This window comes from Rubritalea profundi, from assembly GCF_002954445.1.
Classification (GTDB): Bacteria; Verrucomicrobiota; Verrucomicrobiia; order Verrucomicrobiales; family Akkermansiaceae; genus Rubritalea; species Rubritalea profundi.
This window is the reverse complement of sequence record NZ_MQWA01000001.1, coordinates 3105411-3119433: the sequence shown is the minus strand read 5'-3', so window position 1 is coordinate 3119433 and position 14023 is coordinate 3105411. Positions and strand designations below refer to the sequence as shown.

Annotated in this window: 7 protein-coding genes and 1 pseudogene; 5 read left to right on the top strand and 3 right to left on the bottom strand. The window is 50.3% G+C overall.

Annotated features, from left to right (window positions below; genetic code table 11):
- Window positions 1-72: 72 nt before the first annotated feature.
- Both BSZ32_RS13720 and BSZ32_RS13715 read left to right on the top strand, forming a co-directional pair.
- Window positions 73-1206 carry a TlpA family protein disulfide reductase gene (locus tag BSZ32_RS13720; protein ID WP_105043936.1) on the top strand — a complete coding sequence of 378 codons (1134 nt, stop codon included), beginning with the start codon at window positions 73-75 and terminating at the stop codon, window positions 1204-1206.
- Window positions 1131-2735, top strand: a complete 1605-nt coding sequence (locus BSZ32_RS13715) for a hypothetical protein (protein ID WP_129589767.1) — start codon at window positions 1131-1133, stop codon at window positions 2733-2735. The genes BSZ32_RS13720 and BSZ32_RS13715 overlap by 76 nt, the downstream gene beginning before the upstream one ends.
- 32 nt (window positions 2736-2767) lie before the next feature.
- Here BSZ32_RS13715 and BSZ32_RS13710 read toward each other — a convergent pair.
- Window positions 2768-4009: pseudogene (locus BSZ32_RS13710) on the bottom strand (DUF1501 domain-containing protein); the annotation flags it as partial.
- 27 nt (window positions 4010-4036) lie between these two features.
- Between BSZ32_RS13710 and BSZ32_RS13705 the strand changes: the two are divergent.
- Window positions 4037-4402 carry a substrate-binding domain-containing protein gene (locus tag BSZ32_RS13705; protein ID WP_105043933.1) on the top strand — a complete coding sequence of 122 codons (366 nt, stop codon included), beginning with the start codon at window positions 4037-4039 and terminating at the stop codon, window positions 4400-4402.
- 741 nt (window positions 4403-5143) lie between these two features.
- Window positions 5144-5530: a GntR family transcriptional regulator gene (locus BSZ32_RS13700; protein ID WP_105043932.1), complete on the top strand. Its 387-nt coding sequence runs from the start codon at window positions 5144-5146 to the stop codon at window positions 5528-5530.
- A gap of 352 nt (window positions 5531-5882) precedes the next feature.
- On the opposite strand, the gene BSZ32_RS13690 is transcribed toward BSZ32_RS13700, so the two are convergent.
- Together BSZ32_RS13690 and BSZ32_RS13685 are read right to left on the bottom strand one after the other, a co-directional pair.
- A complete protein-coding gene (locus BSZ32_RS13690; protein ID WP_105043930.1) occupies window positions 5883-6572 on the bottom strand; it encodes a hypothetical protein in 690 nt (229 codons plus the stop codon).
- Window positions 6573-6596: 24 nt separating this feature from the next.
- Window positions 6597-10268 carry a hypothetical protein gene (locus BSZ32_RS13685; RefSeq protein ID WP_129589765.1) on the bottom strand — a complete coding sequence of 1224 codons (3672 nt, stop codon included), beginning with the start codon at window positions 10266-10268 and terminating at the stop codon, window positions 6597-6599.
- 1092 nt (window positions 10269-11360) lie between these two features.
- Here BSZ32_RS13685 and BSZ32_RS13675 point away from each other — a divergent pair.
- A complete protein-coding gene (locus tag BSZ32_RS13675; protein WP_105043927.1) occupies window positions 11361-13784 on the top strand; it encodes a glycoside hydrolase family 2 TIM barrel-domain containing protein in 2424 nt (807 codons plus the stop codon).
- Window positions 13785-14023: the final 239 nt, after the last annotated feature.

The window sequence follows — 14023 nt, the reverse complement described above, 5'->3', positions numbered from 1 at the left end:
GTGACGCCGATTCTTCGAAGCTGGTAAAACTATAAACCATTTCCCGACGTAACATTGAAAGAACTTGCTACCATGAACAGATTTTCTAGGGTTTTTATCACCTTACTTGTGCTTGCCTGCGCAAACCTAGGGGCACTACCAGTGATGGGCCAGGATCAAGCGGTCTCCAATGATCAGATCGTCGCGCTTAATGCCAAACTGGCCAAAGCCAGTGAATCCAAGTCTTCAGCCAGAAAAAAGCTCGCACTCCGGCGGGTGATCCGTGAAATAGAAACTCTGCTCAATGAAAATGCGACTTCTCCAAGCCGTTTTGAGATCCTCCACGTCCTCTTCCGCTCTCAGCAAATGCTCGTCAGCCTAGATGACTCGGCAGCCAACCGGAAATCCTTTCTCGCGACTTGTGCAACGCTCGCCACCGCGCCAAACGAATACGCAGCCCTGCGACTCGATGCCGACATCTTGCTCACCCAGGCCAAATCCGCGCGAAAAGGCGCTGACTCCCACGCCCGCTCCGATGCGCTCCGCCCCTTGGTCAAGCGTTACCAGGACACCGAAGTCGAAGCGAGGGTGATCCGCATCGCCATGATCATGGCGCTAGAGTTCGGTAATACCAAGCTGGTCAATGACCTGCGCAAGATCGTCGCCGAGCGTTTCCCTGGCGACATGGGCTTGATTAATTTTCAACGAGAGAAACTGGCTGGGCAGGTCTTTGGAGCACCGTTCATCGGCACCTTTGAAGACAGCAAAGGGAAAACTGTGCGGTTCCCGATGGACTTTCTAGGCACCACCACGGCGATCTATTTCTGGTCGAAAGAGGATAGTATGGAAGATTTTAAGGTGCTGGCCGAAGACTGGAAAAAGGCCCAGGTGGAGTTAAATATGCCCGGACGTTACCAGCTCGTCAGTATGAATATGGACGATCTTCCCGATGCCGGTGAATCCATTGTGCGTGAGTTGGGGCTCGACTGGCCGGTGCTCAAAATGCCCAAAGGCAAAGACAACCCGATCTATCAAACTTATGTCAACAGAAGCTTGCCAACGATGACGGTGCTGACGCCTCCGGTTATGCTGCGCTGTATCAGTCGTCCGGAGGAGGGCCGCGTAAGAGTTATGAGCGCTGGTTCCAATCAGTGCTCGCTAGGGAATGGGCGCAAGCTCGCAACTCCAGCCAACTCCAGTCGGTTTTCGCTGGCGAGTTCCTGGTGATCGATGCCCAAACAGATTTCGATCCCGCCGCGCCGCCAGAGTACAAGGCGATTGCTTCGGGGAATACCGCCAAGCAAGCGAACTTACCCCGCACCGCCGCGTCTGTCCCAGAGGAAAAGCTGCGCGCGATCCAGGCGTGCTTCATCAAGCCGCCGCTTCGTTACCGCACACCGCACGTTGAGATACTTGCCAACTTCGAAAAAGCCGATGCACTCTGCCGTGCCGCGATCGCGGAACATCCACAGGCTCCCGACTTGTGGATCGTGCGCAACCGACGCATCACCGCCCTGATGGGCTTGTGGAAGGGCCGCGCCGACGCCACTGCATTCACCGACGCTGTAGCCGAGGCCAAGCTTGCGCTTATGGGCAAGTATCCGGCAGGCACCGATGTGGTGGCTAGACTTTGTTTGGCAAGGCAGGCGCTTCTCGCGCCCGACGGCGATACCAAAGCTACCATCAAGGACTTCATCAAGGAAGCAGGCGGGAAAAAAGCCTCCGGCCCATCGCTGGTAGCGGCCTCGTTGCTGGCACTGGATACCGGCGACCGCCTCCTGCACAAACAATACCGGAGGAACTTCTTGGACAAGCACGCCGATGACCCAAGCCTGTGGACAGCCACCGCCTTCCTACTGAATCGCTACCATCGCTACTGGATGTACCAACCGCCCTATACGGCCGGTTGGACCTACGGCCGACGCCAAGGGTATTTTCTTACCACTGGCACAGCGGAAGACGCGCAAAGAACTTTCCAGGCAGAGTTCAAAACTCTTGATGGCGAGACAGTCAAAATCCCCGAATCCTCCGAGGGCAAGTGGACCGTTATCTCGTTTATCCCCACCGCAACAGGCAATGGGTATTTAAAGGGTTCTTCCGCTTTCGTTGCAGTTCGGCCCTTTGACGATGTTAAACTAATTGCCGCCGTCTTGGATGATGATGCCGATGCAGCACGCAAGCTGCTCGAAGAAAAGAAGAAGGACAAAAGGTGGAAACCCGCCAGCTTCCCAACACTGCTCGTGCCAGGCGGCATACAGAACCCGATCGTCCGCCAACTCGGCCTCCTCGGGGTGGATATCCCCCCTGGCACACGCCCGAAAATGAATGTGCTCATCCTACGGCCCGATGGTAGTATCGCCACAGTAATCTCAGGCATAGCGATGAGCTTCGGCTATGGCCCCGTCGTCCAGAACGTCATCGAATGGCAAGACGAGAAAAACGTCGACGTCGCGCTCGCTCGCGGCGACCTCAAAGAAGCCAAGCGCCTAGCCTTCGCCTATGCTCCAGCTAAGCAGGAACGCCCGGAGGACGCACCCCGGAACTGGAAGCCCAAAAAGATCGGGGTCCCGCACCTGCGAAGCCGCGCAAAGGTCTACCTAGCGATGGGCAGGCTAGAGGCAGCCCAAGCGGACATTCAGGCGGTCTACCTAACGGTCAACAGCAAAGCCGGCCATATCAGCATGCGGACCGATGAACTAGAAGAAACCGAAGCCCTCAAAGCTACCATTTCCGCCGCCCTGAAACAACAGAGATAAAAACCCAAGTAGCGCGCTTGCTCCGAGTTGTATTACTTTAAAATATTTTTGACTAAACGTCCGTGAATCACGCCGGTGGGCTTGAGGTCTACTCCGCTCATGCGCTTACTCAGGTGGTCTGAGTCGACACCGAGGCAGTGGCATGCTGTGGCGATAAGATCCCGGGGGTGGACTTTGTCCTCTTCGTTTTGGACGTTGAAGGCGAAGTCATCTGTCTGCCCGTGTCTTGTGCCACCTTTGACCCCACCACCAGCCATCCAGGAGGTGAAACACTTGGCATGGTGATCTCGCCCAGAACCTTGAGAGTAGGTGGTTCTCCCAAATTCTCCACCCCACATCACTAGAGTATGGTCCAGCAGCCCACGCTGCTTTAAGTCGGTAATCAAGGCGTACGTGGCACGGTCTGTGGCGCCGCAGAGCTTGTTCATGTCCCTATCGAGCTGGCCATGGAAATCCCAACCTCGTTGGTAGACCTGAGTGAATCTCACTCCTCGCTCAGCGAGTCTACGAGCCATAAGGCAATTGTAGGCAAAGCTTCCAGGTATTTTAGCATCCGGCCCGTAGAGGTCCCAAGTGCTTTGAGGTTCATTGGAGAAGTCTGATAACTCTGGGACGCTCATCTGCATTTTGAATGCCATCTCATATTGTTCGATTCGTGAGTGCGTTTCCGCATCGGCAAGTTCTTTATAGATGCGTTGGTTACTTTCCTCTATCCCATCCAAAATACTGCGTCGCAGTGAGCGACTCATACCGTCTGGGTCACGTAGAAAGAGCACCGGATCACGTCCAGCACGGAGAGGAACTCCAGCGTGCTTGGCGCCCAAAAAGGATGCCGACCACAGCCGAGGAGTCACAGGCTGCCCCGACGTTCCCGGCATCATGTTGGAATTTAGCACCACATAGGATGGTAAATTCTCGTTCAGGCTGCCAAGTCCATAGGACATCCAAGAACCTAATGCTGGACGGCCAGGAAGCATGTTAGCGGTATTCATGAGCATGATCGCAGGCTCATGGTTGATCGCATCCGAATACATCGAGTGCACCATCGCTAACTCATCGGCTACTTTTGCAGTCCAGGGTAGAGCGCTGCTGAGATAGTGACCAGATTCACCGTATTTTTTAAAGCTAAAGGAACTAGCCTTCACCATGAATCTTGATTGGCCAGCAGTCATTCCACTGGGCTTGAAGTCTTCTCCTAAAATATCTTTCGGAATGTCCTTACCATTATATTGCGCGAGTTCCGGCTTGTAGTCGAACATGTCTTGGTGAGGTGGCCCACCCGTGCATGATTAGACACGTGCATGATTAGACACACAATATTGTTTTGCAAGGGTTTCCATCAGGCACTCGATGCGTTGTTCACGACCACGCCTCCCACCGCTCTGATCCTAGATGAGGCACCGCTGTTTTTTGCGGCACAGCAGTTCCTTCAGAGCCTGGGGCTGCGGGTGCCGCAGGACGTCTCGCTGATCTGCACGGACGGCGACCCGCATTGCTCCTGGTGCACCCCATCCATCGCCCACATCCAATGGGACAACCGCCCAGTGGTCCGCCGAGTTGTCAACTGGGCCGCCAACATCAGTCGCGGCAAAAACGACATCAGGCAGTCATTCACCCCGGCTGTGTTTGTCCAAGGTGGCACGATCGGCCCAGCGCCGAAGGAATGATACGAAGGTAGATAAAAGGGCTGATAAAAGAGCAACATCCAACATCCAACAGCCAACAAGCAATATCCAATTTCCAAGGAGCTTGGGTTGAGCGTTCAATTTTAACCACGAAAGACGCGAAACAAAGACTTGGGTTGATGCCTGCGGCGCTCGACAGAATTTACAGAATTTTTCAGAATTTCGCTTGGGTTGCTAGTGCATTAGGGAACCACAGAATACACTGAAATCACGGAAGGGTTTGGGTTGATTATTCGGATTTAGGATTTCGGGTTTCCTTGGGTGTTTGGGTCCTTGGGTATTTCGTCATTCTCCCGGCTTGGGTTGATGGTTCAATTTTAACCACGAAAGACGCGAAACAAAGACTTGGGTTGATGCCTGCGGCGCTCGACAGAATTTACAGGGTTTTTCAGAATTTCGCTTGGGTTGCTAGTGCATTAGGGAACCACAGAATACACTGAAATCACGGAAGGTGCCTGGGTTGATCATTCAACATTCAACATTCAGCATTCAACATTCAACATTCAGCATTCATCATTCACAATTCACAATTCACAATTCACAATTCACAATTCAACGGTGAGCCCCTCATTCGGTTGGATATTCCTTGTTGGACATTGGATATTCTGTTTTCCCATTAGCCCAAGGGGCTTATGTGGCTCAGCAAGCCTAGGGTTGGCAGCGCGTGGCTACCTAAGTGATTTAGTTGCATGATTAGACACACAATATTGTTTTGCAACTGTGATGACACCACTTCATATTGCCTCTGCGTCCGAGCAGGCAGCCAATTACCTGCGCGAGCAATTGATGCGCAAAGTCTGGGTGGGCACGATACCAGGAGGTCCCGTGCTCGCAAGTCAACTCGGGGTCGGCCGGATGACGATCGAAGCGGCTCTGTCGATGCTTGAGAATGAGGGATTGCTGGTGCCGCAGGGCCCGGGTCGGCGGCGCAAGATCGAGTTGCCTGAAGAATTGGCCAAGCCCCCAGGCTTGCGGGTGGCGATTTTATGTTACGAACAAAACGACCGATCTCTGGATTACATAACCGACTGCAAAAACAAGCTGGAGACGGCGGGGCACACTGTCTTTTATGCGCCGAGCCACTTAACGGAACTCAAGATGGATTGCTAGGTATTTGCTTTTTGCGTGGTGTCCCTGAGGACGTTGTTGGCGAGATCGGAGAGGGGGGGGGTGATCTGGCGGAGATGCGGAAAATGGATATGAGGAAGGCGATGCTGAGTGGCTTGCTCAGGCGACATACCAGCATGGGATTGGACTGGATATCAAGAGAGCTTCATATGGGCGTTAGAAGTAGCGTGACCCGTGCCGAAAAAATATTAAAACAGCGAATTCTTGATGAAGAGGATCTTCGGAAGTTATGGGGAAAACTAGAAATGCTACAAATCTCTTCCTGACCCCTTTTTCTCTTAATCATCAACCAGTTGTTATACTTGGCATCTGAGAAATGGTCCTTTAATGCAAGCTACCGCATGGCTTGAGGTGTGTCATCTTTAGTCTTCACTAGGCTGTCACCAATTTTTATGGCCCTAATTTTATTTCCTACTTCAGTAAATATGATAATTGATCTTTCGTTCTTTCTAATTCGCCAGTATGTAGAGTAAAATGTTTTTGTCTCGCCGTTGAAATGAGCTTTCCCGACTACGGGAACACCTTTTCCTTTTTCTGCCCTAACTTTGTAGTTTTTAACATCTTTCGGCTTAAGAATTACTGGTTTTTCGTACTGGCCTATACGGAAGCCGACCGCCTTAGAAGTGGTATTAATCATCAGCCAGTCGTTGTATCCAGCGCCCATAATACTATCGTTAATTGGATAATAGCGCAGTTTTCCCTGTGGCGTAGTCCAACAAAGAAGTAATACGCTTTTTGTGTTCTGCGGGAGTTTGACTTGTTCAGCGATGGCGTACTCAGACTTGGCATCTGGTTCTATTGCTTTTACAAATAGCGGCAATGACTCACTTCTGTATGCCTTGATTATTTCACTGGCTTGTCGATTTGAGAAAGACATTTTCTGATAACCTTCTTCGGTTAAGAGGAATCTTTCTGGCACGTTTTTTGCGATGCCCAAGGCAAGAGTTCTAACATCCATTAAGGGCTTGTTTTTTTGCCCGTGAGCGAAAGCACAGAGGGTTATAAATAGGATTAGTTGCTTCATGTGCTATCAATGTTTATTTTTTGTCTAGATTTCGTTTGCATTCAACCAGCGAAAGCGAGTTATGCGGAAAACACGCCCGTGGGGACTACTGGGTTGGGCTAGTTCTTCTAAAAACGTTTTTCCAGGATCTGGTGCCACTGGATCCGGATAACGTTGGACGACAGCTTCGCACCAGGCTTTAGCAACTATCGCCCCAGTATTCGGGTTCAGTGATTCGCCGTAAGCGCGGATCGTAAAGGTGTCTGAATGAACAGTCATGAACGGTGAAAGTGCTTGCAGGATATCTCCCTGTAAGAGTTGCCCGGGAAAACCTGCGGCCTGGTTTTCTCCTGAAGGCAGCTTTGGGTGAGTGGTCTGCTTTTCATATCCGGACATAATACCATCGTTGACGGTGTTATCGAGAGCGGCTTGAAGTGCGCCTTTTTCCCCTAGCTCTCCGCCCTCCAGCTTCCTATTAACAAATTCGCCTAGAGTCAAAAAAGGACCACGCGCAACTACTTGGTCGACGATTTCAACTGCCAATTCGCGGATTTCATCGGAGCTCAAGGCTCGGAAACCTGTCCAGTAGCCTTCGTCAGTTGGATTCGACGTTTCGAAGGATTCTCCGAATACCGTCTGAAGCCGGGGAAATCTGACGTTTTGCGGAAGTGGCTCATAGCCGACTATATTTCCGGTATCATCCATTTTCTGGTAAGGCATGCCATAAGTGCTTGATAGGAATGCTTCCCAAGCATCAACTGACGTTGAATTCACGTTGAACGCACCATCGACTAGCAGGTGGCCGGCGTTGTAGTAGAATGCGCTTTTATTAGTCGTATTAGTCGTATCGCCAACCCGTTGTAGCGTCGCCATGTCAAAAGTTGAACCGCTTGGCTCGTATGGGATAAAGCGTGGGTTTGCTAAATGCTCTTCTCCCTTCAACAGTTTTGTGAATAGATCAATATCTACTGGAGGCTCATTAAATTTATCATCGGGATCATAATTATCGGCATTTTGGGGAATCGTAGTAAAAATGTAACTGTCCCAGAGCGTTTCATTCATGAGATAAGATGCATCGTAAAGCGTGATTAGCCCTTTTGTTGCTTTAACTCCTGATCGCGTAGTACTGAATGTATCTGCAAAAGTAGTCTTCCAGTCACCCTGTGGTATACGTGGATTGGCATACGAATTGCCCACGATGTAACTGGGTTCATAACTGAAGCGACCAGCCCCGGCGTGCTGCAACTGACCCAGCGAGACGAGGTCTTTTCGGGGGATGTCAAAAAGAATGACTCTCGAATTTCCGAAAGAGTCATGATCATTACCCCAATAACCAAGGCCGCCGGTCTGATCACCGTCGGCATTGTTCGCAAACTCCATTTGAGGCGCTTGTGAATCACTGGAATCTTCTAATTTAGTCAGCTTGTAGGCTGCCGACGTATGGAGAGGTTCATCTGCCGAGATGAGTGGTGAATCCCAGCGGGGATTGAAGTAGAAGCCCCGAATGTTGGCGTCAATGAGTGCACGTATTGAGTCATTTTCATCCGTGGTTGTGCGTAGTTCCAGAGCGATGCCAGTCCTTGATTTGTCTGGGCCTAGGCCTGAGCCTGGAGCATCTATTGTTATTTCGTTGCTTCCTTCATTTAGATCTTGTTTGGATAAAGGCACCCAAATCCACTGTGAAGCGGTTTGTGGATGTCTGTCAACGGAACCGTGTCCCATAGCCTGCGTTGCATTAAATTTGGCGGTTAAATTAAATGAAGTCGGTAGCGTATCTACTAGATTGTAGTCAATGTAAATCGATTTGTCCAAGTTATCGGCGATATTCAGGGTAAAGGTTTTACTTCCCGTCGATTGTCCTGCAGCAATATCTTCTCCGAACCCGCCTATTCTGGAACGGCCAGGACCTATCATTAAGTCACCCTCGGCCTCATATCTTCTTTCATTTAACGCATGTTTATTTGCAGAGATTACCTCGTAGGGAGGCTGTGCAGTGATAGATACTCCGCTAAATCTGAAAGCACCGCCTCCACCGTTATAGTATTCATATGGAGCAAAAGGGATGGCCCCGTCGTCAAAAGCGAACTTAGCTACAGGTGTTCCCCCTGTTAGCATAAGATTCTTCTTCTGCCCGTAACAGCGCATTGTGATATTGTAGGGATTGTAGTGCGTTGAGAAAACCTGAACCCTGGTTCTTAGCGCGTCCTTTATGTCAGTGAGGTCAGCTTTGTCTCGGTAGCCTTTTGAGATCACTCCTTGATCCACCCACGCGTTCGTCTGAATCCTGGTCAGGACGAGCGAGATCGGAGAGTGTTTGTAATACTGCATAAATTCTTTCTCGTCATTAAGATTGCTTGTGTTGGGTATTGTCTGGAAATCGCCATAAGGCATGTTTTCATAAGCACCGCCTGGCCTCAGAGCGGGATCACTTGAGTCAGGGCCGATATCGTGTGGCGCTAGTTGGCCTTTGGCGTAGTACTTATACCCGCCCGAAAAGCTAGCAGGCCCTCTATATGTGATTGGGTCGAGATAGTCCATGGATTCATTCTGACCTTTTTCATTCATCCCATTCTGGCGCTTGATATGACGTTTCAGGTTATAATAATCGCGGAAAACAGCCCAATGAATGTAACCATTCTCCCCGAACTCGTTCCACCTTGATTCATCCACCGCTAAGTATTTGTCCCACTCGGAATCACTGGTTTTCTTGAATACTTCGTCAAAAACCGAATAGACTGGCCAGTTCGGGTAGTCGCCACCCAGGGGGTGAAAGGCCTGGCTAGGGTCGATCTCGTAGTTTTCAAAGGCAATGGTAAGGTCTTTTTTCAACCCTCCGTTTTTAACATCTGAGAGAACCCCGAACGACTGAGTTGTGTAACTCAAACGCTTATTTTTAGAAATTTGGGTTGCCCCACCTAGAAAAGGTAAATCGTTAACAGAATTTATTTTCAAGTAATTACCCATAGTATTGCCTGCATTACCAGACAACGCATCCATACCTTCAGCTTTAAGAACACCGAGATCATAAGAACCAGGAATAACTGTCCCTCCTGGACGCTCAGTACTTACATCTGTATTCACCACGTCAGGATGGCTAGCTGATAGTTGCGCCTTCATTCCGTTATCATCTACGAAATAAGCATACGATCCTGTTTTTGTGCCCTGACCGTCGATAATTGAAACTTTACCCGCATTTAAAGGTTCACCGCCGGTGAGAGTGAAATCAATGCTGTTCTCTCCAAACATCACGACCTCTTGCTGAAAGGGAGTTGACGATTCGATTTGTGCTTTAGATGTAGCAGAACGGTTTAATCCAGAAACTAGCCATACCACGGGCTGATTGCTAGAACCGATGGTTTCAGTGACATCGCTAGAGGCAGCCCCGACCCACCATGCCTTCGCGCTCTGGGCTTCAACAGAAGTGCTCAATAGTTCTTCATGTTTAGCTAAGGTAGCACCTCGTGCACTGATGCGCTGATCGGGACCCAAGGAGTCCTGCAACTCACCGATGGCAATCATCAGCGCCATCCGCGCATTCGCCTGGGCCTCGGCCATCGCCCTGCCATTCTGGCTGGAGCGCACCTCGACGGCGCTCAGGCTCAACATCCCCAGAGCAATCATGACGAGTAACGCCATGATCGAAATCGTCGCGATCAAGGCAAAACCGCGTGCTTCACGTAAGGAAGATGGATGGGGTAAATTAATTTTTATAATCATAGGAAAACAACCGATTCAATTTAAAATCACAATGTAACTACACCTATTTGCCTTTATCCTGTCAGCATGTCAAAATATTTAATCTGTATTTTTTTTCAACCCACCCTATAAAATGTAGGTATTTTTCAATGTGCTGAACAGCACTTTCTAAGTATTGCCGAGCAAGTGGCAGAGCACTTACGTGTGTAGATCATCCGGGGGCGTTGGAGCGGGATGATGCCGGGCAAGAACTATCTGGCTGAGGAGTTGGGTATCAACAAGAAGATGGTCGTGGTCGTAGTTGCATGATTAGACACACAATATTGTTTTGAACGGGGGCAGATAAAAGAGCAATATCCAACAGCCAACAAGCAATATCCAATTTCCAAGGAGCTTGGGTTGATGGTTCAATTTTGACCGCGAATCTCACGAATTACACGAATTTTCTTGGGTTGATGCCTGCGGCGCTCGACAGAATTTACAGAATTTTTCAGCATTTTCGCTTGGGTTGCTAGTGCATTAGGGAACCACAGAATACACTGAAATCACGGAAGGTGCCTGGGTTGATCATTCATCATTCACAATTCACAATTCTACGGTGTGCCCCTCATTCGGTTGGATATTCCTTGTTGGACATTGGATATTCTGTTTCCCATTAGCAACGGGCTTACGCAACTCAGCCAGTGTTGTGACGCAGTCGCTACGCTGGGATTAGATAATGTTTTCTGGACAACTCTGAAGGAGTTGCGGAGCTTGAACCAAGAGGATCCATCACCCCTCCACAACGCCTTCAGCGTAGGATTCAAGAATCAATCTGTATCCCTAGGTAGCCTTCTGCGTAGGAAACCTGGGGCTGAGTTGCATTAGCCCGTTGGGCTAGCGATTAGGTGAAACTCAGAAAGTAAATTTCTAGCAGTTAGTGGGTGGAGATCGACTCTCCAATTAGCTTGGGATCATGGCTTGACCCCGAGATGATTTCCTTTAAAAGACAGCCTCAACTTTCCACAATCTTATGAAGAATCCATTGCTGCCATGGCTTACGATCCTGGCCCCATTTTTTGTTGCCTTTTCAGGTATTTCTAACGCCGCCTCCAGCATGCTGAATCCCCTCGTGTGCGGGAGAATTTTGACGCCAACTGGTCGTTCGTTAAGGGCGATCCGTCGGGTGCGGACGCTGTGAAGTTCGATCACTCGGGCTGGCGCCAGCTCGACTTGCCACACGACTGGAGCATCGAAGGGCCGTTTGAAGAGAAAAATGTCAGTAAAGCACGTGGTGGTTATTTACCCAATGGCACCGGTTGGTACCGCAAGTCATTCAAATTGCCTGCTAACACGGCTGGCAAAAAAGTATTTATCGAGTTCGATGGTATCTATATGAATGGAGAGGTCTGGATCAACGGGCATCGCCTCGGTAAGAGACCGTATGGTTATATTGGAGTTGAGTACGACCTCACCCCGCATCTCAAGTTAGATGGAGAAAATGTACTAGCGGTGTGCGTGGACAATGAGCTACAACCCTCATCACGCTGGTACTCTGGCTGCGGAATCTACCGCCACGTCTGGATGACATTTACCGATAAACTGCACGTAGCGCACTGGGGCACCCAGATCAGCACGCCGAAAATCAGTGACGCAAATGCTGAAGTGCTCGTTAAGACAACCGTCAAAAACGCCCACGCTAAGACGAAAGCAGTAAGCTTGACTCAAAAAATTCTAGACGCCAGCGGCAAACAAGTCGCCACAGCCACTAAAGAACTTGAACTAGCAGCGGGTAAAGAACTGGTGATTGACCAGTCATTGCAAATCTCCAAGCCAGCGCTCTGGTCACCTAAGAGCCCTAATCTCTACACCGTACGCACCGAACTGCGTGACGGCAAAGTGCTCACCGACAGCTATGACAGCCCGCTCGGTGTGCGCACTGTGGTATTTGACTCCAAGCGTGGAATGCTGCTCAACGGCGAGAGCGTGATCATGAAAGGCGTGTGTAATCACCATGACCTAGGACCACTAGGTGCCGCCATGTGGGAACGCGCTCTCGAGCGCCGACTCATAATGCTCAAGGAAATGGGCTGTAATGCTATCCGCACTGCCCACAACCCACCAGCGCCGGAACTGCTGGATCTATGCAACCGTTTGGGATTTCTTGTCGTCAACGAAACCTTCGACGAGTGGCGCAGAGGTTGGTTCTTTGAGAAAAGCACCAAGACCCTTGTCTCCAGTAAGGATAACAAAGGAAAATCAAAATATGGCTACAACCTGCACTTTGATGAGTGGGCGAAAAAGGACCTCATTGACCACTACCGCCGCGACCGCAACCACCCCTGCGTGATCATGTGGAGTGTCGGAAACGAGGTTCCTGAAGCTCAGAAATACGGTGAGCTAGAAACAGTGAAAATGCTCCGTGACCTCAGTCACAAACACGACCCGACTCGTCTGATGACGGTCGGCTGTAACTTCATTCAGGGAGCTAACAAGAGTGGCTTCACTGAGCTGATGGACATCGTAGGATACAATGGTGGCGGAGGTTCATGCTTCGAGTATGAGGCGGATCACGCCAAGTACCCGAACCGTCTAATGTACGCCTCAGAAGTCCCCCACACCCTACAAACACGGGGAGAATACCGCACCTTCGGCAAATTCCGCGAGCGACAACACCAGCCAGCGCACATGACGAAAAAGGAAGTCTTCGCTGACACTAGTCCTTGGTATGAGTCCTCCTACGACAATGCCGGCGTGCGAATCACAGCACGTGATTCCTGGCGCCTGACCAAGAACCTGCCCTATTTTACCGGCGAATTTCGCTGGACTGGCTTCGACTACATCGGTGAGTCTGGCGGATGGCCGCGTGTGATTGGTAACTTCGGTATCATTGACATCTGTAACTTCCCCAAAGACACCTACTACTTCTACCAGAGCCAGTGGACTGAGAAGCCTATGGTTCACCTCCTCCCACACTGGAACATCCCCGCCAAAGAAGGCACCGTCGTTCCGGTTTGGTGTTACACTAGCGGTGACAGCGTGGAGCTCTTCCTCAACGGAAAATCACTCGGCGTCAAAAAATTCACCAAGGAAATGGATATGCACCTCGAGTGGATGGTTCCTTATGCTCCGGGTGAGTTGAAAGCCGTTGCCTCTAAAAATGGTAAAGTGGTGGCCACCACATTCAGACGCACTGCTGGCCCCGTCGCCAAATTCACAGCCGAGGCCGACCAAACAAAACTCAACCTCCAGCAGCGTGATCTCTCATTCATCACTGTAAACATGGTGGATGAAAAAGGTAATTTCTGCCCTAAAGCGGACCGTTGGGTTTCGTTCGAAGTTACTGGACCCGGTCGCGTGTTAGCTACTGGCAACGGTGACCCAATCAGCCACGAAAGCTTCCAAGCCGTCTCCGTAAAAGCCTTCAACGGCAAAGCTCTCGCCATCATCCAGCCCACTGGTGAAGAAGGTGAGATCGTGGTGAAAGCCTTCTGGACTACCCGCAGATGGGGAAAGCCAATGGCTGAGATTAAGCTCACTGTGGAAAGTGACCGTTAGACCTCAATGCCACTTAGTTAAGCCGATTTACCGTGATCTCCAACGGAGATAATCATACCAGCCTAGGGAAGAAGTGGAGCGAAATCCCTAGGTTTATCGCAAACAAACGTCAGTTGGCTGAAGGCCAACTTCATACGCCTGCAACCTTTATGCCAGCATGAGTCTGACCTTCAGCCAGAAAAACATTCCCCTTCCCTATCCTAGGGTTACGTTCCTGCGTCACTCACCCCAGGCTGGTA